At 64.4% G+C, this 20,327-nt stretch carries 19 protein-coding genes; 8 read left to right on the forward strand and 11 right to left on the reverse strand.

Features of this window, described 5'->3' with window-relative positions; all coding sequences use genetic code 11:
• Positions 1-57 precede the first annotated feature (57 nt).
• From JEY66_RS21540 to JEY66_RS21555, 4 genes are all read right to left on the reverse strand, one after another.
• Entirely contained in the window at positions 58-1,299 is a 1,242-nt protein-coding gene (locus JEY66_RS21540; RefSeq protein WP_026192845.1) for an MFS transporter, read from the reverse strand.
• 142 nt (positions 1,300-1,441) lie between these two features.
• Positions 1,442-3,196 (reverse strand): flotillin family protein, encoded by a 1,755-nt coding sequence (locus JEY66_RS21545; protein ID WP_018271931.1) that lies wholly within the window; start codon positions 3,194-3,196, stop codon positions 1,442-1,444.
• A 3-nt stretch (positions 3,197-3,199) separates the two neighbouring features.
• On the reverse strand, positions 3,200-3,862 hold the full coding sequence (locus JEY66_RS21550) for an OB-fold-containig protein (RefSeq protein ID WP_018271930.1): 663 nt from the start codon (positions 3,860-3,862) through the stop codon (positions 3,200-3,202).
• The gene (locus JEY66_RS21555; protein WP_018271929.1) at positions 3,859-4,989 is read right to left on the reverse strand and encodes a PspA/IM30 family protein; all 1,131 of its coding nucleotides are present in this window, start codon (positions 4,987-4,989) and stop codon (positions 3,859-3,861) included. The genes JEY66_RS21550 and JEY66_RS21555 overlap by 4 nt, the downstream gene beginning before the upstream one ends.
• 121 nt (positions 4,990-5,110) lie before the next feature.
• On the opposite strand from JEY66_RS21555, the gene JEY66_RS21560 reads away from it, so the two are divergent.
• Positions 5,111-6,484, forward strand: a complete 1,374-nt coding sequence (locus tag JEY66_RS21560; protein ID WP_026192843.1) for an Nramp family divalent metal transporter — start codon at positions 5,111-5,113, stop codon at positions 6,482-6,484.
• Between the two features lies 1 nt (position 6,485).
• On the opposite strand, the gene JEY66_RS21565 is transcribed toward JEY66_RS21560, so the two are convergent.
• The 3 genes from JEY66_RS21565 to hemB form a co-directional block, all read right to left on the reverse strand.
• A complete protein-coding gene (locus tag JEY66_RS21565; RefSeq protein ID WP_026192842.1) occupies positions 6,486-7,262 on the reverse strand; it encodes an arginyltransferase in 777 nt (258 codons plus the stop codon).
• A gap of 86 nt (positions 7,263-7,348) precedes the next feature.
• On the reverse strand, positions 7,349-7,906 hold the full coding sequence (locus JEY66_RS21570; RefSeq protein WP_018271926.1) for an RDD family protein: 558 nt from the start codon (positions 7,904-7,906) through the stop codon (positions 7,349-7,351).
• 185 nt (positions 7,907-8,091) lie between these two features.
• The gene (hemB, locus tag JEY66_RS21575) at positions 8,092-9,156 is read right to left on the reverse strand and encodes a porphobilinogen synthase (RefSeq protein ID WP_016845014.1); all 1,065 of its coding nucleotides are present in this window, start codon (positions 9,154-9,156) and stop codon (positions 8,092-8,094) included.
• Positions 9,157-9,369: 213 nt separating this feature from the next.
• On the opposite strand from hemB, the gene JEY66_RS21580 reads away from it, so the two are divergent.
• The 4 genes from JEY66_RS21580 (at position 9,370) to JEY66_RS21595 (ending at position 11,682) form a co-directional block, all read left to right on the forward strand.
• Positions 9,370-9,831, forward strand: coding sequence for a DUF6163 family protein (locus JEY66_RS21580; protein ID WP_016845013.1), 462 nt, complete (start codon positions 9,370-9,372; stop codon positions 9,829-9,831).
• Positions 9,832-10,488: 657 nt separating this feature from the next.
• Positions 10,489-11,007 (forward strand): transcriptional regulator LdtR, encoded by a 519-nt coding sequence (ldtR, locus tag JEY66_RS21585; RefSeq protein WP_018271925.1) that lies wholly within the window; start codon positions 10,489-10,491, stop codon positions 11,005-11,007.
• Positions 11,008-11,209: 202 nt separating this feature from the next.
• Positions 11,210-11,440 (forward strand): hypothetical protein, encoded by a 231-nt coding sequence (locus JEY66_RS21590; RefSeq protein ID WP_016845011.1) that lies wholly within the window; start codon positions 11,210-11,212, stop codon positions 11,438-11,440.
• A 20-nt stretch (positions 11,441-11,460) separates the two neighbouring features.
• Positions 11,461-11,682 carry a hypothetical protein gene (locus JEY66_RS21595; RefSeq protein ID WP_016845010.1) on the forward strand — a complete coding sequence of 74 codons (222 nt, stop codon included), beginning with the start codon at positions 11,461-11,463 and terminating at the stop codon, positions 11,680-11,682.
• Positions 11,683-12,486: 804 nt separating this feature from the next.
• Here JEY66_RS21595 and JEY66_RS21600 read toward each other — a convergent pair.
• The 3 genes from JEY66_RS21600 to JEY66_RS21615 all read right to left on the reverse strand — a co-directional run bounded on the left by JEY66_RS21600 (position 12,487) and on the right by JEY66_RS21615 (position 14,311).
• On the reverse strand, positions 12,487-12,666 hold the full coding sequence (locus JEY66_RS21600) for a hypothetical protein (protein ID WP_016845008.1): 180 nt from the start codon (positions 12,664-12,666) through the stop codon (positions 12,487-12,489).
• A gap of 912 nt (positions 12,667-13,578) precedes the next feature.
• Positions 13,579-13,968, reverse strand: coding sequence for a PRC-barrel domain-containing protein (locus JEY66_RS21610; protein WP_016845006.1), 390 nt, complete (start codon positions 13,966-13,968; stop codon positions 13,579-13,581).
• A 109-nt stretch (positions 13,969-14,077) separates the two neighbouring features.
• Positions 14,078-14,311 (reverse strand): hypothetical protein, encoded by a 234-nt coding sequence (locus JEY66_RS21615; RefSeq protein WP_016845005.1) that lies wholly within the window; start codon positions 14,309-14,311, stop codon positions 14,078-14,080.
• A gap of 331 nt (positions 14,312-14,642) precedes the next feature.
• On the opposite strand from JEY66_RS21615, the gene JEY66_RS21620 reads away from it, so the two are divergent.
• The 3 genes from JEY66_RS21620 to JEY66_RS21630 are packed head-to-tail and all read left to right on the forward strand — an operon-like array spanning position 14,643 to position 17,598.
• Positions 14,643-15,611 carry a Bug family tripartite tricarboxylate transporter substrate binding protein gene (locus tag JEY66_RS21620; protein WP_026192841.1) on the forward strand — a complete coding sequence of 323 codons (969 nt, stop codon included), beginning with the start codon at positions 14,643-14,645 and terminating at the stop codon, positions 15,609-15,611.
• Positions 15,611-16,099, forward strand: coding sequence for a tripartite tricarboxylate transporter TctB family protein (locus JEY66_RS21625; RefSeq protein WP_018271923.1), 489 nt, complete (start codon positions 15,611-15,613; stop codon positions 16,097-16,099). The genes JEY66_RS21620 and JEY66_RS21625 overlap by 1 nt, the downstream gene beginning before the upstream one ends.
• A complete protein-coding gene (locus JEY66_RS21630) occupies positions 16,099-17,598 on the forward strand; it encodes a tripartite tricarboxylate transporter permease (RefSeq protein ID WP_018271922.1) in 1,500 nt (499 codons plus the stop codon). The genes JEY66_RS21625 and JEY66_RS21630 overlap by 1 nt, the downstream gene beginning before the upstream one ends.
• A gap of 191 nt (positions 17,599-17,789) precedes the next feature.
• On the opposite strand, the gene JEY66_RS21635 is transcribed toward JEY66_RS21630, so the two are convergent.
• Positions 17,790-20,066: a TonB-dependent siderophore receptor gene (locus tag JEY66_RS21635; protein ID WP_018271921.1), complete on the reverse strand. Its 2,277-nt coding sequence runs from the start codon at positions 20,064-20,066 to the stop codon at positions 17,790-17,792.
• Positions 20,067-20,327: the final 261 nt, after the last annotated feature.

Raw genomic sequence — 20,327 nt, forward strand, 5'->3', positions numbered from 1 at the left:
AGTAATTTTGCGCTGAAGCGACGAACCAGTCGCAATGACGGCTGAGAAGACCCGGGATCAGCAGCGCGCGGGTTCGCCGACCATGTCGGGCTGCCGCGTCAGCGACACCGCCGGCGACATCAGGATCACCAGCGCCTGGGCGGCGAAGATCGCGGCCGCGAGATAGAGGCAGGCCTCGGCACCGTAGAGGCCGCCGACGATGGCGCCGAGCGCGGAGCCGAGCGGGCGGGCGCCGTAGCTCATGATGTTGATGGCCGAGACGCGGCCGAGCAGCGACGGCGGCGTCACCGACTGCCGCAGCGTGGTGGTCGAGATCACCCACAGGATCGGGCCGACGCCGAGCAGGAAGAAGCTGAGGCCCGCGAGCAGCGGCGTCGCAATCCAGGTCGTCAGCGCCATCACGGCCGCGGCGACGAAGCCGGTGACGGGGCCGAGCCCGATCACGGTGCCGAACGCCAGCCGCTTCATCACGCGGGTGGCGAACAGCGCGCCGACCACCATGCCGACGCCGTACATCGCAAGCGTGGTGCCGACACCGGTCGCACTGAGCCCGAGATGACGCACCGCATAGGGCACGAACACGGCGAGCAGCAGGAACGACGCGGTGTTGAAGATGAACTGGGTGATGAACACCGGCCGCAGCAAGGCGTGGTGCATCACGAAGGCTGCGCCTTCCTTGATGTCCTGCAACGGATGGCGCCGCGGGGCGGGCTGCCGCGCCGGCTCGTAGATGCCGGCGAGCAGCACGACCGCGATCGCCGACAGCGCCGCGGCGAAGCCGAATGCGGGCGCGGCACCGACCCAGCCGACCAGCACGCCGCCGAGCGCGGGGCCGCTGGCGAATGCGACGGTGCGCGCGAGCTCGATGCGGGCGTTCGCCGCCGGCAATTGCCGTGACGTCACCAGCGAGGGGACCAGCGCCGGCGCAGCGACGCTGTAGGCGACCGTGCCGCAGACCGCGATGAAGCCGAGCAGGGCCAGCAGCGGCAGCGTCATCAGGCCGAGCCACAAGAGCAGCAGCATTGCGGCAAGCGCGGCCGCGCGCAGCGCTTCGGAGCCCGCCATCACCCAGCGCCGCGACACGCGGTCGGCAAGCAGGCCGGCGGGGATCGCAAACAGGATGAAGGGCAGCGTCAGCGCGGTCTGCAACACGCCGGTCTGGCCTTCGCCGACGCCGAGCAGCAGCACGGCCACGATGGGCGCAGCCGCAAGCGCAATCTGTTCGGCCGATTGCGCGGCAAGGTTGGACCAGGCCAGGCGGTTGAAGGTGGCCGGCAGGCGAGGCGTATCGGCGGACATGGCAGAATCCTTGATCATTCGACTGCCCGGTAGTGTGTGGTTGGAAGAGGCCCGATCCCACCCGTTTCCCGATAACGCCAAAAGCAGAGCCCGCCGAAGGGGATCGGCGGGCTCTTCTAGAGTCAGACCTGGCTGAAAGCCGTCACTGCTGTTTGGGAGCAGGCGCCAGTTGGCCCGTAATGGTGCCGACCTGCGCGGTTGGCGCGCTTTCGATGCCCACCGTCGGTGCTTCGGCGACCTCGGCCTTGCGCTGCGCCAGCGCGCTGGTCAGGCTGGTGAGCGCGTCGGAGCAGGCGGGGAAGCCTGCCTCCGAGAGAATCTTGTCGATCATCGGCTTGAACGCCGAGACCGACAGCAGCTGCGCGGCGAGGCCGTCGCCGAGCCCGAGGCCGCCATTGCCGTTGGCGTGGCCGTTGGCGCCGCCGCGGCCGAGCATGCTGCCGGTGTCGAAGATCCGGATGTCGGAAATCTTCTCGATCGGCTTCACCGCCTCGGCGAGCGCGCTCGGGATCACGTTGATCCGCGCGAGGTTGAGATCGTAGGCGATCATGTCGGCGCTCAGCGTGTTGCGCGCCTCCGCCTTCATCGTCGCGACCTCGGCTTCGGCCTGGCCGAGCGCCTTGACGCCGGCAGCGCGGGTGGTGGCGGCCGCCGCATCGGCCTTGGCGAGCACGTTGGTGGCTTCCGCCTTGTTGGCGGCGGCCTGGCGTTCGGCCTCGGCCATCACCGTGATCGGCATCGCGTCGGTCTCGGCCGCCTTGCGCGCCGCGATCACGTTGATGATCTTGTCGCGCTCGGCGATCTCGGTGGCGCGGGCGGTGGTGACCTTTTCCTCGGCGGCGATCGCGACCGCGCGCGCTGTCTCGGCGATGGTCTGGGCCTCCGACTGCTCCTTGCTCTTGGCTGCGACCGCGATGGCGCTTTCCTGCGCCACGATCTGGAGGTCGCGCTCCATCTCGGTATTGCGGCGCTTGACCGCGAGATCGGCCTCGATCTTGCGGGTGTCGCGGGCCTGGTTGGCCTCGGTCTGCTTGTTGGCGACCGCGAGCTCCTGCTGGATGCGGTATTCGGCCTCGTTCTGCAGCGCGGTCTGTTCGACCTGCGCCGTCTGCGCGCGCATCGCGGCGGTCTTGTTGGCGATGTCGCGCTGCTGGGCGAGCTCGGCCTCGCGCTTGGTGCTTTCGATCGTCAGCGTGGTCTGCCGCGCCACCAGGTCCTGCTGGGCGATGTTGACCTCGGTGGTACGGACGATCTGGTTGCGCTCCTGCTCACGCTCCTTGGTGATCTTGGTCAGCGTGGTGAGGCCGTGCGCGTCGAAGAAATTGCTGGGGTTGAAGTGCTTGATGTCGCTCTGGTCGAGCTTCGTCAGCGACACCGATTCAAGCTCGAGACCGTTGTTCTGGATGTCGGCACCGACCGCGTCCTGCACCGCCTTGACGAAGGTGGCGCGTTGCTCCTGCAATTCCTCGAGGTTCATGGTCGCGGCGACCGAGCGCAGGCCGTCGACGAACTTGGCCTCGACCAGCTCGCGCAGCTCGGCCGCGTCGTTGGTGCGGTTGCCGAGCGTCTGCGCGGCGAGCGCGATCGACGACGAGTCGGGTTTGACGCGCAGATAGAACTCGGCGCCGATATCGACGCGCATGCGGTCCTTGGTGATCAGCGAGTCCGGGCCGCCGCGCGCGACCTCGAGCCGCAGCGTCTTCAGGTTCACCGCCGCGGTGGAATGGAAGATCGGCAGCACGAGCGAGCCGCCGTCGAGCACCACCTTCTGGCCGCCGAGGCCGGTGCGGACATAGGCCTCGTCGCGCGTCGAGCGCTTGTAGAGTTTTGCGAACAGGAGACCGATAACGAGGATGACGATGACGCCAATAACGACGGGTACAGCAAGTTCCCACATGTGTTATGCCCTGTTGGAAGATCGTTGTTGTTCGACGAGGTCGGCTGGAGCGGCAATCGCGATGAAGCCCTTGGCGTCGCGGTCGACCAGCAGCACGCTGGCGCCGACCGGCAATGCCCCGGATTCCGCGCTGGCACGCGCCGACACGGTGTGCCAGTTGCCGAAGACATCCTTGAGACGGACCCTGCCGGGCAGGCCCTGATCGAGCGGGCCGACCGACACGGTTGCGACCTTGCCGACAAAGTCGCTGTCGTTGACCGCATAGCTCTCGTCGCGCGGAATGATGCGGGCGAGGCCGCGGCTGGTATTTCTGATCACGGGGATGCTGCCTGCGGCAGCAACCACCGCGGCAAATGAGACCGGGATGGCGGTGCCTGCGGCATGCGCCAGTCCCTGAAGCAGAAAGCCTCCGATCGAGAAGATGCCGAGGATCAGGATGATCAGGATCAGGAGGGGAAGCCGCCCGGCGTTGATCCAGAGAAACAGGCCACTGAGAGCGTTGTGGCTCTCGGCCTCGACCGCGAAATCCTTGCCGATCAATTCGCTGATCGAAAGTCCGATCATGGTGCTCAGCAATTCGATACCGCCAAGTGCCACCATGATCGCAGCCGCGACCGCGAAGGGCCGCACGTCGGGGGCGAGCAGAATGTCGCCAACTGCACTCATTTTTCTGACTTGATCCTTTCAAGCCGCGCCGCGATTTCCTTTTCGCGATGCAGGCGATCGAGTTCGTCAAGCTCCTTGTCGCCGAGCACGCTGGAGGCGGGAACGCCGGTGACCCGGGCGATCGCCGCCATGGCGCGCTCAGCACTCAATGTATTGGTCGCGGATGGGCCCCGGCTGGTTTCGTCCTGGGCCTCGCGGATCAGGCTTTGTTCGAGATCGGCCAGGCGCGTCTCTGCCTCACGACGCGCGCCGAGCATGGCCTGCAGTGCCTTGGTCTGCTCATCGATTTCGAGCTCGATGAAATCCATCGCGCGTTCCAGCGCGATCACCTGCGACTCCAGATCAATTTGCCGTGCGACGCCGGCGCGCGCGAGATCCTCGCGATTTTCCGCAAGTGCGAGACGAATCTTTTCGTTCAGAGCAGTCGTTTCGATATCCAGTTCCTCGCGCCGTTTCCTCAAGCGGAATTCTTCGGCGCGCGACTTGCCGAGCGCATAGCGCGCCTCGTCGGCGCCGGCGTCGATCTCGCGGATCGCCTGTTTGACCAGCGCGACCTTGTTGTTGTTCTCGACATTGTCGATGGTCTGGCTCGCGATGGCGGCAAGAAGCCGGCCCATGCGCGCAAGGATGCCTTCGTGAAGCATGGTCTTCTCCTCCGATTGTGCTGATTTCGATTTGACGGCGATGTGGATTTCGTAGCCGCGTCCATCCGAGATCAAATGCGCCGGGAAGGGGCTTTCCCAGCCCGAGACATATCCCGGCACGTCGAACGGCACCAAGACACGTCCGCTGACAGTGCTAATGGTCAGTGAAGTTGGACCCTTGATCGCGAACAACTTGTCGTCGAGCGGTATCCGGCGGACGGCGGCGCCTGCGATGTAATTGGCGCGGTCGCGCAGGCCGAGCGTCACCAGCCGTGCGGGCAGGCCGGTCTCCTTGCGGATCTTCTCGTAGGCCTGGGCGTGCAGCGAGACCAGGTTGGCGCCGACGGGGGCGACCTCGGCAAGGATCGCCATCATCCGGTCGTAGGCCGCAAAGGTCGCCTCGATCGCCTCGATGCCTGAAGGGTCGGGGGCGAGGGCGTAGCGTAGCGTCGCGGTGGGCGTCTCGACGGGCAGCTTGATCATGCATCTAACGTAAAGCACTTCCTCAGTGCTTTACAAGAAGAGCGGCCGGTATCATTTTCGTGAGCCTAGATGCAGTTGCAAATGAGTTGCAATAACGGGAGAGATCGGCCATCCTTATCGAATGGATGCTCGGACCCCTGAACTGTCTTCCGTTTCCGTTCCCAATGCCGTGCCAGGCGGCTGGCGGGGCGATGCCGGACATGTGCGCAGCCTGCCGGAGGTGAACGCGACCGTCGCGGTGCCGTCGGGTGGCCTGTGGTGGCGACGGCTGCTGGCCTTCGCCGGGCCGGGCTATCTGGTTTCGGTCGGCTATATGGACCCCGGCAACTGGGCCACCGACCTCGCGGGCGGATCGAAGTTTGGCTACACACTGCTGTCGGTCATCCTGCTCTCGAACCTGATGGCGATTTTGCTGCAGGCACTCGCCGCGCGGCTTGGCATCGCCACCGACCGCGATCTCGCCCAGGCCTGCCGCGCAACCTATTCGCGCCCGGTGAATTTGCTGCTGTGGCTCGCCTGCGAGGCCGCAATCATTGCCTGCGACCTCGCCGAGGTGATCGGCACCGCGATCGCGCTCAAGCTGCTGTTCGGCATTCCCCTGATCGGCGGCGCGCTGCTGGCGGCGCTCGATGCATTCCTGCTGCTGCTCCTGATGAACCGCGGCTTTCGCTTCCTCGAGGCCTTCGTCATCGCGCTCCTGATCGTCATCGCGGTCTGCTTCGTCGTCCAGATCGCCGCCGCCGCGCCGCCGGTTGCCGCTGTGATCGGCGGCTTCATGCCGTCGCGCGAGATCGTCACCAATCCGGAGATGCTGTACATCGCGATCGGCATCATCGGCGCCACCGTGATGCCGCATAATCTCTATCTGCACTCCTCGATCGTGCAGACCCGCGCCTATCCGCGGACCGAGGAGGGACGGCGCGACGCGATCAAATGGGCGACCACCGATTCCACCATCGCGCTGATGCTGGCGCTGTTCGTCAATGCCGCGATCCTGGTGCTGGCGGCCGCGACCTTCCACAAGAGCGGCCATTCCGACGTCGCCGAGATCGACCAGGCGTTCGAGCTGCTGTCGCCGCTGCTTGGGCTGGGCATCGCCTCGACGCTGTTTGCCGTGGCGCTGCTCGCCTCCGGCCTCAACTCGACGGTAACGGCGACGCTGGCCGGACAGATCGTGATGCAGGGCTTTCTCGATCTGCGGCTGCCCGACTGGCTGCAGCGGCTGGTGACCCGCGGCATCGCGATCGTCCCTGTCATCGTGGTCGCTGCGCTCTATGGCGAGAGCGGCACGGCGCAACTGCTGGTGTTCAGCCAGGTCGTGCTGTCGATGCAGCTGCCGTTCGCGGTGATCCCGCTGGTGCGCTTCGTGTCCGACAAGCGCAAGATGGGCGCGTTCGCGATCTCACGCCCCGTCGCGGTGGCGGCGTGGATCGTCGCCGGGCTGATCGTCATCCTGAACGTGAAGCTGCTGATCGATACGTTCTTCGGCGGCTAATTTAGTCCTGCGGCTCGGCCAAGACCTCGCCTGAGGCGTCGACGCGCAGCCAGCCCGACGGCGCGAGCCGCTGCTGCGGCAGGAAGCGGCCCTTGTAGTCCATCTTCTTGGAGCCCTCGATCCAGTAGCCGAGATAGACGTAGGGCAGGCCCTGCCGGCGGGCGCGGGCGATGTGGTCGAGGATCATGAAGGTGCCGAGCGAGCGGGCCTCCAGCCCGGGCTCGAAGAACGAATAGACCATCGACAGCCCGTCGCTGAGCACGTCGGTCAGCGCCACCGCCATCAGCTCGTCGCCGCGGCCGGTGATGGCGCTGTCGGCATTGCGCTTGCGGTACTCGATGATCCGGGTCTCGACATGGCTGTCCTCGACCATCATGGCGTAGTCGAGCACGGTCATGTCGGCCATCCCGCCGTTGCGGTGGCGGCGGTCGAGATAGGCGCGGAAGACCGAATATTGCTCCGAGGTCGGCACCGCGGTGCGCTGCTCGCCGATGATGTCGGCGTTGCGGGCCAGCACCTTGCGGAAGTTGCGGGAGGGGCGGAATTCGTTGGCGATCACCCGGACCGAGACACAGGCCCGGCACTGGTCGCAGGCCGGGCGGTAGGCGATCGACTGGCTGCGGCGGAAGCCGCCATGGGTCAGCAAGTCGTTGAGATCGCCCGCTTTGTCGCCGACCAGGTGCGTGAAAACCTTCCGCTCATGGCGGCCCGGCAAGTACGGGCAGGGCGAGGGCGCCGTCAAATAGAACTGGGGAGTATCACGCGAATGCTGGGTCACGTCAGATCGTCGGGCTCCACAAACAATACAGGCAGCCGAGTGAGCATCGCCCCCCTGAGGCTAACGGTCAATTGGTTTAGGTGGGCCTAATAGAAGGCCCGCGCGGCCGGGGACATCTGGGTCCGGACCGAGCTGTTGATTATGACGGTTCCGAGGATGATGTCGTGCAGCAGCCGGCGGCGGCCGTTGAGCAGCCCGATCAGGAGCACCAGCGGCGACAGGAACGAGATCGTCGCCCAGAACAGCACCGCATGGGTGGCGCCGAGCACGAAATAGCCGCGCGCGCCGTACCAGGTCCGCAGTTCCAGATCCATCATGCGCATGCCAATGGTGGCCGAGTGCTGCCCGCCGATCGAGGCGCCGTAATAGACGATCGCCCAGACGATCGAGGCCGGCGAGACCAGCCAGAACAGCGCCCAGCCGAGACCGAGCGTGACGAGGCCGAACACCGCGATGAAAATCACCGCGAGGATCACCGGCACCGACAGCACGAACAGGTCGATCAGGAACGCAAAAACGCGTCGCGTCAGCACGCCGCGAAACAGGTCAGGCTGCATCAACGGATCGAACGCATGCGGGGGAACGCCGCCGTCGTTGCGCCAGGCCTCATTGCGCCGGGTGCCGCCGTCATCGCCGTAGGACATGACCAACCTCCGATGAAAGTCCCGCGCAGGAGATGGGAACAGGAGGCGCGTTCGCCAAGCCTGCGCGAACATTAACTAGCCGAAATATTCCGGCGATTCGGCGGCTGAATTGAGCGGTTCTACCTCCACGCCGTCATTGCGGCGGAGCGAACCAATCCACTTGTCGCAATAGCGGGCGATGGCTGTCAGCTCTCCGCCTTGATCTTTTCGGCGGCCTTCGGCGCGAAATAGGTGAGGATGCCGTCGGCGCCGGCGCGCTTGAAGCCGACCAGGCTCTCCATCATCGCGCGCTCGCCGTCGATCCAGCCGTTGGCGGCGGCGCCCGCGATCATCGCGTACTCGCCGGACACCTGGTACACGAAGGTCGGCATCGCGAAATGGTCCTTCACGCGGCGGACGATGTCGAGATAGGGCATGCCCGGCTTCACCATCACCATGTCGGCGCCCTCGGCGATGTCGAGCTCGACCTCGCGCAGCGCCTCGTCGGAATTGGCGCTGTCCATTTGGTAGGTACGCTTGTCGCCGGTCAGCGTCTTGGCCGAGCCGATCGCGTCGCGGAACGGGCCGTAGAAGGCGGAGGCGTATTTCGCCGCGTAGGACATGATCTGCACGTCGCCGAAGCCGTTGTCGTCGAGCGCCTCGCGGATCGCACCGATCCGGCCGTCCATCATGTCCGACGGCGCGATCACGTCGCAGCCGGCTTCGGCCTGGGTCAGCGCCTGCTTCACCAGCACCGCGACGGTCTCGTCGTTGAGGATCTTGCCGCCCTCGATCAGCCCGTCATGGCCGTGGCTGGTGAAGGGATCGAGCGCGACGTCGCACAGCACGCCGATGTCGGGAAACTCCTTCTTGATCGCGCGCACCGCCTGGCAGACCAGATTGTCGGGGTTGAGCGCTTCCGAGCCCTGCTCGTCGCGCAGCGACGGCTCGGTGAACGGAAACAGCGCGATGCAGGGGATGTTGAGCTTTGCCGCGCGCTCGGCGTCGCGGACGATCTGGTCGACGGTGAGCCGGTCGACGCCGGGCATCGAGGCCACCGGCGTGCGGGTGTTGTGGCCATCGACCACGAACATCGGCCAGATCAGATCATCGGTAGTCAGCACGTTTTCGCGCACCAGGCGGCGGGCCCATTCCGACTTGCGATTGCGCCGCATCCGGATCGTGAGGTCGAGCGAGGGGGAGGCGAGGGCATCGGTCTGGCGCCGCGGCGCATCGCGCAGTTCGATCGGGCGCCCGAATTTGATCGCCATGTCTTCTTCTCCTCGACGGACGGCAGTTCTGGACCTGATAAAGTCTGGACCTGATATAAGTTTGATTCTAGCACCTGTCAGGGCCGCCGTCATTGCGCCGCTATTGCATCCGTGGCGCCCTTGATTTGCCGCAACGGCAATTGATTTTGCGTCCCCGGCGGGCCAAGACTGCGCCCATGAACCCCATTTTGCAGCCGCTATGCGGCGATTCGGATGTCTGACACCTCTGCACGCGATCAGGCGCGGGACAATGCCATCTCGGTGAGCGCGATCTCGTCCGACCGGATCGAGCCGGACGACAATGCGTGGACGCGGCGTCTCGTCATCTTCCTGCGCATCATGGCCGTCGTCTCGGTCGCCAAGGGCCTTTATCACTGGGCCCAGGTGACCGGCTTCGTCGGCGGCGAGGAGGAGGCCTTCGAGAACCAGTCGATGGCCTGGCAGACCGCCACGATCTATTTCGCCGTCATCGAGCTCGTCGCCGCCGTCGGGCTCTGGCTCGCGACGCCCTGGGGCGCCGTGGTGTGGCTGACCACCGTGGTGTCGATGGCGGTCATCGAGCTGATGTTTCCCGGCATCTATGGCGGCAGTCTCACCGTGGTCGGGCTCGAGGCCTTGATGCTCGCCGCCTATCTCGCGCTGGCCTGGATGTCGGCGCGCGAACGCCCGCCATAGGCCGGCGTCATGGCGTGATGCACTGTTGCGCCGTGGCGACAGCGCCGCGAATAGCTGGCCGCGGCCGGCAATAATTGGCGGCCGTGCGCGCAACGAGAAGACAGCATCGCTGGTTCTGATAGGTGGGTGCCGACAGATCGCATCCGTTTGAGACACCCCTTCCGGGACCGTCTCTACGGGACCTGCCGTCGGGACCCATTTCACCGGATCTCGGCGCGTGTGCCGGCCGGCTTTGCGCGGGCCGACGGCGGAACCGGTCTGGCCCCCGCACCGGATCAGCACCGCTTGCGCGCGTCGCGTGCACGTCCCGCCGATGCACTCCGATAAAATTTTCAAAGAATTTTCCGGTAACCGATCGGTCACCGTAAAGGGTTCCCTCATACCCGTTACGCCACCGTTTCGAATTCAGACGATGCTGTTTCCGAATGTGACAGGGCAGGCAGACGAAGCGTGAACAAGGCTCTGCCACCGTCAATGAAAAGTTGCGAAAAGCCTTTGATCCATGGGCTTAATCCACGATTCACTGTCTTAAATTCATGATCTCTTTATTCTCTTATTTAAGCGGATATTCAAACGGCCCCCTTACGTTGGACCTATCAGGCGGGACACAAGTTTCGTCGAATAAAGTCGATAAAAACGACAAACAGGGGAAGTGTCATGATGAAAGCCGTTGCGACAACGGCGGCGGATGCCGCCGATCGCGCTACCGGTCAAGCTCCGGTGCAGCCGCTCTATCTCGAAGCCCTGACTTTGGTGGAGCGGCTGCATCGCCGGCTCCTCGACGTCATCAAGGACGAATTCGATCGTCGTGGCCGCGCCGACATCAACTCGGTGCAGGCGCTGCTCCTGTACAACATCGGCGACAAGGAACTGACCGCCGGCGAGCTGCGCACCCGCGGCTACTATCTCGGCTCCAACGTCTCCTACAATCTGAAGAAGCTCGTCGAGCTCGGCTTCCTCGATCATCAGCGCTCGCGCGTCGATCGCCGCTCGGTCCGCATCCGGCTGACCCCGCAGGGCCAGGAAGTCCGCAAGATCGTCGATGCGCTCTATCAGAAGCACGTCAAGACGGTGGAGCAGGTCGGCGGCATCTCGAACGAGGAGTTCGCGAGCCTCAACAAGTCGCTGCATCGCCTCGAGCGCTTCTGGACCGACCAGATCCTGTATCGCCTCTGAGCCTTCCTGTTTTCGCCTGATGGCCAAGCCGGCCGCTTGAGAAGACCGGCAGCCTCCTTCAGTCCAGCCTTGCTCGAGTCAACGCATCGGTCATGCCCGGCCGATGCGTTTTTCATGCTGCACCTGCGAAAATAAATGAGCCCCGGCGAGGAACCAAGGCATTCCCTGCGGCTTATCCGTTAGCCAACGGAGAGGCAGGGATATGTTGCTCGAACGCGGGATTGAGGTGCTGAATGTCGAGGTCGTCGGTGACGCCTACGCGATCGCCTCGAACTATCTGCGCAAATCCGGAGCCATTCCCGACAATTTCGCCACCAATGAGCGCCTGCTCGGCATCATCGTGAAGCTGTTCCAGCGCGGCGAGATGAACCGCCTCCGCCTCGCCAACAAGGCGATCGCGAAGTTCGAGGCCGAGACGCTGGTGGTCGCCTGAGCGTCAACCCGGAGACTTCAATGGAAGCCGCAATCGATCGGATCATGCAGACGTATGATCTGCTGCTCAACCGCACGCCCGCTGCAAGCGACGAAGCGCGCGCGAAGGTGACAGAATACGTGCAGACGCTGTTCGACGCCGGCGAGCGCGATCCGCATCGGTTGACGGTGTGCGGGCTGACCTATCTGCGCCAGCTCGACGGCAGCACCGACCATGTCAAGGCCGGGTATACCGGGCTGTAAGGCAGCCTGGTTTCGCAGTCTGATTCAACTGTCAAACAGCTTGTGTCATCACCCGCGAAAGCGGGTGATCCAGTATTCCAGAGGCCGCGGTGATTGAACCGAAGGGCCGCGGCATACTGGATCGCCAACCTAGCGATGACAGTGCGGATGCCCACACGCGATCGTCGTCCTGGCTTTCGCCAGGACGACACTGAGTGTGTTGCGCGGTCTCACGTGACCTGCGGCATCAATCCTCGCGCGGCATTTGGTCAGCAGCGACGGGGATATCGCGACCGCTGTTGATTGTCTCGCCAATGGCGCGCGAGGCGGGTTGCGGAGGGGGCGCTCATAACCCAACGCCGCCCGCTTGAAATGCATGCGAGCGGCGATGGGCTCTAGCCCCAGGATGGATGATGCAAAATCCTGACGACAATTGGTCTGCTGACGGGTCCAGGAGTTCGTAGCCAAGAAGAGGTACCTCAACTTCGCAAGCGCCGATACCGGACGGAGCGGCGGCAAATGTCGGGTCCAGGTTAGGATTGAGCACCAAGTTGCTCCCGGCCTCAGCCTGTACCCCCTCGCTGGGGCCGCTTTTTGAGCCGGCCTTTTGAAACCTATACCGCTCTATGGATAGGTGTGGCCTTTCTGAGCAACGCGCACAGCCAACGGCGTGCGGGGAAGATCCCAAACTCGGACGAGTCGTAGTCTCGGCCTTCAGGCGTCACGATATGGATGTCGTAGCACTGTGACCGTGAGAGCTCTTTTGCCTTGCGCAAAGCTGCCTCGGCGGTGCCACGACGGTGCACGATCTCTCCAAACTTGCACCTAGCTTTTACGGTGAAGCTCATCTTTCTTCTTTTTCTTGTTTCGCTTGACGACCTCGGCCTGAGCCCGGAAGGCCTGGGCGAGGCTCTTCATTTGCTCGGCCGCGAATTCGTCAGCCGTCCGTACCGCCGCCTGCTCGGCGGTCTTGGCCTGCTTCTTCAGGTCCTTGGCGATGCCCATGTCCTGTAACTTCCACGCCGTTCCGGCAGTTCCATCCGTTCGGATCTCACGATCACGATCAAGCGAATTCTCGCCCGGCCGAACGAATGAGAGACGTCGAAAAATCGCACCTGTTTCTTCTCATTGACGCGAAGCTGGCGGGAACTTTTCACGCTCCCCGGGCTTTTTGATTTTGCTTTGGGGGCAGCCGAACGTCAGCGTTGGAGAGAGGAGCCATGAAGCGACGACGTCGGGCTAGCCAGCTTTTTCCCCTTGAAAAACGCCTTGCCCAAGAAGCCAAAAGGCTACGTCAACGGGCCAAGAACCTTCCTCCCTGTCGAGAGCGAGAGACCCTGTTGAGGCAGGCGCGGCATGACGAAACCACCGCCAATTTGACGGCGTGGCTACTGTCCCAAGGTCCGCGGGCACCCATCTAGGAGGACGCTCAATGCATACAAACCACCACCATATCGACAGTGTGGAGATTGCCTTCGTAAGCGCTGCGACCGTGTCGCTTGTCGCTCTCATCGCCTCCATGGCCTGGCTTCTGCTCGGGTGAAAATTGCCAGGTTGAAATTCGACCGAGGGCTCCATCGAGACCCTCATTCGACGGTCGCGCCGGCTTCGCCCCGAGCTGCCGGCTTTGCCCAGCCAATCGGCTGTTGCGCGCAAGACACTCGCCTTTGGATATCCCGCAGCGATTTACATAAGCTAATGCTGGAACCGCGCGGTTCTTGATGGATGGGGCTGCCTGGCTCCAATAGCTCAGCCCCGGATCAGGCAAACGGCCCCAGCACCGGCCTCCAGGCCCCCAAAGGTGCTGGGGCCATTTCGTTGTTTGGCGCATTGCGTTTCGAGCGCAGCGTCACCATCCCGTGGAGTGATCTGCCGCAGCGTCCCGCCTGCCCTCAGTGAGCAGGCGGGACGTCGGCGCTACTTGTTCTCCGGCTTCCAGGTCGTGCTTGCGCGGTCGTATTTGAAACCAGGCGCGGCCTTCAGGCTGTCCTTGGTCTCGTCGAGCGTGAGCCACCACTTGTCGTCTTTCTTTTGAGATTTGACGGCCGTGAATGGCACGATCACGTCCTTCTCGCCGGCGCCGAGAAAACCGCCGACACCGACGACGAGACCGGTCACCTTGCCGGACTTGTCGACAAGCACGTCGTCGATCGTCCCGATCTTGGATTCCTTCGGGTCGTAGACGTTCTGCTTGTAGTAGTTGGCGATGGTCGAACTGTCCGCCGGCGCGGCGGGCATGGTGGTTGCGGCATGCGCGGCGGTAGCGAACGCTGCTGCCATGATGCAGCCGATAGCCAATTTCTTCATAAGAGGTCTCCTTGCCTTCAGTGCATATGGCCGATCAGGTAGACGCCGCCGCCGATCACGATGATCGCCGGCACAGCCCAGAGAATGATGACTGGCATGCGATCGCCTCCTAGTTCGAGGTACAGACCTTGACGCTCTTCATGCCGGTCTCGGCTTCGGTGCGCGTCTTGTAGACAGTGCCCGACGGACTGACGACGGTGGTCGTCGTGTCGACCGGCTTCTTGTCGACGATCGTGCACTTCTTCGTCTTCACGTCTTGCACGACGTAGAATTCGTCCGCTGCAAATGCCGGCGTGACGAAAGCAGCAAGCAAAGATGCCGCGACAATGGTCTTAAAGTTCATGTTCTCTCCTCCAATAGCCGTATCAATCGGCCGAGGTGGAACGGGAAGAAATGGCAAAGGTTCCTAGAACCAGGCGTGCGTTGGTGATCCGTTCCGAATCAAAGCAAGCGAAAAATGACCGAAGATGGTGCGGCGATTTGCTGCACTGGCTAGCCGCGCCCTCCGGCTTGCCGAAGGCTGTGGCGAATGGTCGCTAGAGACACGCAGACGCGAGATCGGCGAGCGATTCCTGACCCGAAGGGACCGCGCTGTCCGAGTGGCGATGCGATCACGTGACCGGATGCAGCCGGCGATCGGCAGGCTGCTTTCCGAAAATTCAGGAGGAAGCCCCATGATCCCGTCCCACATGCGCCTGGTCGGCGCGGTCGTCGCGCTGTTGCTTGGGGCGAGCGGTCCGGCGCCCGCGCAGCAACTCGAGCTCAAGCTGATGGCGCCGGCGGCGCCCGGCGGCGGCTGGGATCAGACGGCGCGCTCGATGCAGCAGGCGCTGGTCGCCTCCAGTGTCGCGCGCAGCGTCCAGGTCACCAACGTTCCCGGCGCCGGCGGCAGCGTCGGCATCGCGCAGTTCGTCAACGGCGCCAAGGGCGACGGCAACCAGATGATGGTGAACGGTTTCGTCATGGTGGGCGCGCTCGCCATGAACAAGTCGCCGGTGACGCTGGATCAGGTGACGCCGATCGCGCGCCTCACCGAGGAGACCCAGGTCATTGTGGTGCCGGCGAACTCGCCGATCAAGACGGCGCAGGATCTCGCCGCCGCGGTGAAGGCCGATATCGCCAAGGTGACCTTTGCCGGCGGCTCGGCCGGCGGCGTCGACCATGTGATGGCGGCGCTGTTCGCGGGAACGGTCGGCGCCGACGCCAAGAAGATCAACTACATTCCGTTCTCGGGCGGCGGCGAGTCGCTTGCAGCCATTCTCGGTGGCAAGGTCACGGCCGGCATTTCCGGCCTCAGCGAATATGAAGGCCAGATCAAGGCCGGCAAGTTGCGCGCGCTCGGCGTCACCTCGGCGCAGCGTTTACCCGGCGTCGACATCCCGACCTTCAGGGAGCAGGGCATCGACCTCGTGCTGGCCAATTGGCGTTCGGTGGTCGCACCACCCGGCATCACGCCGGAGCAGCGCAAGGTGCTGAGCGATGCCGTCGAGAAGATGGTGAAGTCCGACGCCTGGAAGGAGATCCTGAAGCAGAAGGGCTGGGATGACGCCTATCTCGGCGGTGATGCCTTCGCGGATTTCCTGAAGAAGGAAATCGTGCGTGTCACCGACGTGCTCAAGTCCGTCGGCCTCGTGAAGTCGTGATGCCGGACGCGGCTTCCGAAAATCCTGCGCCGCGGCGCGTCGACCGCGCCGGTGTCGTCATCGCGGCCGCGCTTGCGGTGCTTGCCGCGGTGCTGGTGTGGGACGCCAGCAAGCTGCCGTCCACCACGATGTACGGCATGGGGCCGGAGGCGATGCCGATCGTGATCGCGATTGGCCTCGTCATCCTCGCCATCGGCAATCTGATCGACGCGCTGCGCGGCAAGCTGCCGCCGCGCGAGAGCATGGATCCGAAACCGGTGGGACTGATCATCGGCGGCCTTGTGCTCCTGATCGCGATCATCGGCTTTGGCGGCGGCTTCATCCTCGCCACCTCGGCGCTGTTCGTGACCACGTCGGCAGCCTTCGGCCGCCGCGCCGTCCTTACCGACATCGCCATCGCGCTCGTGATCACGACCCTGATTTATCTCGCGTTCGACAAACTGTTGACGCTGAGCCTGCCCGCCGGCCCGCTGGAGCGACTGCTGTGATGGACACTTTCGCCGCGCTGGCGCACGGCATGGCGGTCGCCATGCAGCCGATTAACCTGCTTTACGCCCTGATCGGCGTGTTCCTGGGCACGGCGGTCGGCGTGTTGCCGGGGATCGGTCCGGCGCTGACGGTCGCGCTGCTGCTACCGGTGACCTACAAGCTCGATCCCGGCGGCTCGCTGATCATGTTCGCCGGCATCTATTACGGCGGCATGTATGGCGGATCGACCACCGCGATCCTGATCAATACGCCGGGCGAGAGCGCGTCGATGGCGACCGCGCTCGAGGGCAACAAGATGGCCAAGGCCGGCCGCGGCGGCCCGGCGCTGGCGACCTCGGCGATCGGCTCGTTCGTGGCCGGCACCATCGCCACCATCGGCCTCGCATTCCTCGCGCCATGGCTGGTCGATTTCGCGGTGCGCTTCGGGCCGGAGGATTACTTCGCGCTGATGTGCGTCGCCTTCGTCACGGTGTCGGCAACCTTCGGCGACTCGCCGGTCCGCGGCCTCACCAGCCTGTTCATCGGCCTGACGCTCGGGCTGGTCGGCATCGACAAGCTGACCGGTCAGGCGCGGCTTGCCTTCGGCATTCCCGAGCTGCTCGACGGCGTCGAGGTGACGACACTCGCGGTCGGCCTGTTCGCGGTCGGCGAGGCGCTCTATGTCGCCTCGCGCCGTCATCACGCCGAGGAGAAGCTCGAGCCGGTGCGCGGCTCGCTGTGGATGACGCGGGAGGACTGGCGGCGGTCGTGGAAGCCGTGGCTGCGCGGCACGCTGTTCGGTTTTCCGATCGGGGCGCTGCCGGCCGGCGGGGCGGAGATCCCGACATTCCTGTCCTATTCCACCGAGCGGCGACTGACCAAGCATCCCGAGGAATTCGGCAAGGGCGCGATCGAAGGCGTCGCAGGGCCGGAAGCGGCGAACAACGCGTCCGCCGCCGGCACGCTGGTGCCGCTGTTGACGCTCGGGCTGCCGACCTCGGCAACGGCTGCAATGATGCTGGCGGGCTTCCAGCAATACGGCCTCAACCCGGGGCCGCTGCTGTTCGCGGAGCGGCCCGACCTGGTGTGGGGCCTGATCGCGAGCCTGTTCATCGCCAACGGCATGCTGCTGGTGCTCAATCTGCCGCTGGTCGGGCTCTGGGTGCGGCTGCTGGCGATTCCGCAGCCCTGGCTCTATGCCGGCATCCTGGTATTCGCGACCATGGGCACGATCGCGGCGAAGCCGTCGGTCGTCGAGCTGTCGATGCTGGCGGCGTTCGGCGTGATGGGCTTTCTGATGCGCCGGTTCGACTTCCCGATCGCGCCCGTCGTGATCGGGCTGATCCTCGGGCCGATCGCCGAAAGCCAGCTGCGTCGCGCGCTGGCGATCAGCCTCGGCGATCCCATGGTGCTGCTGCAAAGCCCGATGTCGGCGACGCTGCTCGGCATCGCGCTGATCGCTCTGCTGGCGCCGTTCGTGCTCAAGGGGGTCGGGCGATTCAAGGCGAACGAGGATTAGCGCGCGACCAGACCGTAAAAGGCCCGCTCCGGGGCTCGCATTTCGGAGCGGGCCAGTCTGGGCACGGCAAATATCGCCGCGACGCGAAACCTAGCGCGACAAGCTGACACCACCCTGACGACGGCGAAAAAAGCGAGGCGGCCGAATGCGGCCTCTCGGTCACATGATTTTCCGTGAACGGAATGTTCAGCTCACCATTTGTAGGCGAGGCTCGCCGTGATGCGGCGGCGATCGCCGTAGTAGCAGGAGCTGATGGTCGCGCAGCTCGCGACGTAGATCTTGTCGGTGACGTTCACGACATTGAGCGCCGCGCGCCAGTTGTTGTCCCATTCGTAATGCAAGGCGAGATCGCCCAGCACGACCCCAGGGACGCGCGCGGTGTTCGCGGTGTCGGCAAAGGACGAGCCGACATAGCGCACGCCGCCGCCGAAGCCGAAGCCCGTGAGCGGGCCGTCGCGGAAGGTGTAGTCGGTCCACACTGAGGCGAGCTGCCGCGGCGCGTTGGTCGGCACGGTGCCGATCAGCGCAGGATTGAGATCCTTGCTGACGAACAGCTCGTAATTGGTGTAGCTCGCCACCAGCTTGAAGTCGCGCGTGATGTTCGCGACCGCCTCGAGCTCGACGCCGCGCGAGGTGACTTCGCCGTTCTGGGTCTGGAACAGCGGGTTGTTCGGATCGGTGGTCAGCGCGTTCTTGCGCTTGAGGTCGAAATACGCGACGCCGAACCGTGCGTTGAGCCCGACCGGCTCGTATTTGACGCCGACCTCGGTCTGCTCGGAGGTTTCCGGCAGCAGCAATTGGCCGGCCGCGGTGGTGCCGATGACCGGATTGTAGCCCGTCATGTAGGAGACGTAGGGCGCAACGCCGCTGTCGAAATTGTAGATCGCGCCGACACGGCCGGAGAACTTGCTGTCGTCGCGGCCCTGGGACGCGCCGATCCGGTTGTTGTTGGTGAGATCGACCCAGTCCTGGCGTCCGGACAGCACGACCGTCAGACGGTCGAGCTTAACCTGATCCTGCAGATAGAGGCCGGCCATGCCCTGGGCGAGATAGCCGTTCTGATAGAGCGGGCCGCTGTACGGCAGGTTGGTGCCGTAGACCGGATTGAGCACGTTGAGATTCGTGCCCATGCCAAAACCCTGGCGGTCGTCGATGCCGTAATATTTCAGATCGACGCCGACCAGCGCGGTGTGCTGCAGCGCGCCGGTGGTGAAGCGGTATTCGAGCTGATTGTCGAGGTTGAGCTGGGTGGCGATGCCGCGGGTGTAGAAATTGCCGCGGGTGATGTCGGCGGCGGCCGGCGTCGTCGCGTAGCCGAGCCCGTAGAGGCCGGCATAATAGACGTCGACATGCGCCATGCGCGCGTTCTGGCGGAAATCGACGCTGTCGGTCACGCTCTTCTGGAACTGGTAGCCGACCATCTGCTGGTCGCGGCGGAACTGGTCGGCGCTGGGATCGCCGACGAACAGGCTGGTCGGAATCCGGCCGAACGGCGCGCTGGTGACGGTGCCGACATAGGGCAGGAAGTTCAGCGCGCGGGTGTTGCTGTGCGAGGCCATGCCGAACACGGTGAGGCTGGTGTCGGCATCGGGCCGCCAGGTCACCGACGGGGCAAGGAAGAAGTTGTTGTCGTAGACATAGTCGGTCTGGGTGCCGCCGCCCTGGGCCTGGCCGACGAGGCGGTACTGCACCTGGCCATTGCCGGGCTGCGCCGTCGCGCCGCCGATGTCGAACTGGGTATAGCCGTTGCCGAAATTGTTGACGCCGGTCTCGATGTAGCGAATGGGCTCCGCCTGCGGCAACTTGCTCACCGCGTTGACGAGGCCGCCCGGCGCCGAGCCGCCATAAAGGATGCCGGATGGACCGCGCAGCACCTCGACGCGCTCGAGATTGAAGGGCTGCAGCTTCCAGCTCGCATAGGAGGTGTAGAACAGCTGCAGGCCGTCGAGGAACAGCGACTCGTTCTGCGCGGGGAAGCCGCGGATCATGAACCAGTCGTTGCGGAAATCGGCACCATAGGTGCCGCCGATGACGCCTGGCGTGTAGCGCAGCACCTCGTCGAACTTGCTGACGATCTTCTGGTCGCGGATCTGCTCGGCGCTGATGACGGACACCGATTGCGGGGTCTGGATGATCGGCGTGCTGGTCTTGGTGCCGCTGGCGCTCAGCCGCGCCAGATAGCCGGTGACCGGGCCGTTGGCGCGTTCGTGTCCGCCGCCGGCGCCCGCGGGCTGCTGAGCGGTCTGTGGCTGCGCGCCCACTGGCGCGGCCGTTGCGCGGCGCGAGGCGCTGCGCGGGCGTGCGGCTCGTTGCGACGGCTGCTGTGATCGCGCCGCCTGCCGCTGCGGCGCTTCGACGGTCACGGACGGCAATTGCGTCTGGGCGAAGACATCGTCCGCACCGACAACCGAAAGCACCGCGACAGCCGAAGCGGCAAACCGCTGCGGCCGAATCCACGTGCACGACATTTATTCCATGCTCCATAAAAAAATCTTGAGCGAGTCGTTATCACGGTGATTTTCGCGAGCGGCCTGCGCGCGGTTAGAAGCTGTCGAAGTTGCGCGCAAAGCTTGTCCGTGTGACCGGGGGACAACGGCGCATGACGGGCAATTGCACGCATCGCGTGAGAGCTTTGAATCGATCCAGTGTTGAACGATTCAAAAATCGGACGATTCAAAAATCGTCTTGCCGTCTCGCGAGACAATGCAACGCGAATCGCGCGCGACATG

The sequence above is a fragment of the Bradyrhizobium elkanii USDA 76 genome (genome assembly GCF_023278185.1).
GTDB lineage: Bacteria > Pseudomonadota > Alphaproteobacteria > Rhizobiales > Xanthobacteraceae > Bradyrhizobium > Bradyrhizobium elkanii.

Excerpts from the sequence above, each read along its gene's own strand:
- JEY66_RS21625 (WP_018271923.1), top strand. The coding sequence starts at position 15,611 with ATGCCGGACGCGGCTTCCGAAAATCCTGCGCCGCGGCGCGTCGACCGC.
- JEY66_RS21590 (WP_016845011.1), top strand. The coding sequence starts at position 11,210 with ATGTTGCTCGAACGCGGGATTGAGGTGCTGAATGTCGAGGTCGTCGGT.
- JEY66_RS21540 (WP_026192845.1), bottom strand. The coding sequence starts at position 1,299 with ATGTCCGCCGATACGCCTCGCCTGCCGGCCACCTTCAACCGCCTGGCC.
- JEY66_RS21635 (WP_018271921.1), bottom strand. The coding sequence starts at position 20,066 with ATGTCGTGCACGTGGATTCGGCCGCAGCGGTTTGCCGCTTCGGCTGTC.
- JEY66_RS21570 (WP_018271926.1), bottom strand. The coding sequence starts at position 7,906 with ATGTCCTACGGCGATGACGGCGGCACCCGGCGCAATGAGGCCTGGCGC.
- ldtR (WP_018271925.1), top strand. The coding sequence starts at position 10,489 with ATGATGAAAGCCGTTGCGACAACGGCGGCGGATGCCGCCGATCGCGCT.
- JEY66_RS21560 (WP_026192843.1), top strand. The coding sequence starts at position 5,111 with ATGGATGCTCGGACCCCTGAACTGTCTTCCGTTTCCGTTCCCAATGCC.
- JEY66_RS21610 (WP_016845006.1), bottom strand. The coding sequence starts at position 13,968 with ATGAAGAAATTGGCTATCGGCTGCATCATGGCAGCAGCGTTCGCTACC.
- JEY66_RS21550 (WP_018271930.1), bottom strand. The coding sequence starts at position 3,862 with ATGAGTGCAGTTGGCGACATTCTGCTCGCCCCCGACGTGCGGCCCTTC.
- JEY66_RS21555 (WP_018271929.1), bottom strand. The coding sequence starts at position 4,989 with ATGATCAAGCTGCCCGTCGAGACGCCCACCGCGACGCTACGCTACGCC.
- JEY66_RS21630 (WP_018271922.1), top strand. The coding sequence starts at position 16,099 with ATGGACACTTTCGCCGCGCTGGCGCACGGCATGGCGGTCGCCATGCAG.
- JEY66_RS21580 (WP_016845013.1), top strand. The coding sequence starts at position 9,370 with ATGTCTGACACCTCTGCACGCGATCAGGCGCGGGACAATGCCATCTCG.
- JEY66_RS21615 (WP_016845005.1), bottom strand. The coding sequence starts at position 14,311 with ATGAACTTTAAGACCATTGTCGCGGCATCTTTGCTTGCTGCTTTCGTC.
- JEY66_RS21595 (WP_016845010.1), top strand. The coding sequence starts at position 11,461 with ATGGAAGCCGCAATCGATCGGATCATGCAGACGTATGATCTGCTGCTC.
- JEY66_RS21620 (WP_026192841.1), top strand. The coding sequence starts at position 14,643 with ATGATCCCGTCCCACATGCGCCTGGTCGGCGCGGTCGTCGCGCTGTTG.
- JEY66_RS21545 (WP_018271931.1), bottom strand. The coding sequence starts at position 3,196 with ATGTGGGAACTTGCTGTACCCGTCGTTATTGGCGTCATCGTCATCCTC.
- hemB (WP_016845014.1), bottom strand. The coding sequence starts at position 9,156 with ATGGCGATCAAATTCGGGCGCCCGATCGAACTGCGCGATGCGCCGCGG.
- JEY66_RS21600 (WP_016845008.1), bottom strand. The coding sequence starts at position 12,666 with ATGGGCATCGCCAAGGACCTGAAGAAGCAGGCCAAGACCGCCGAGCAG.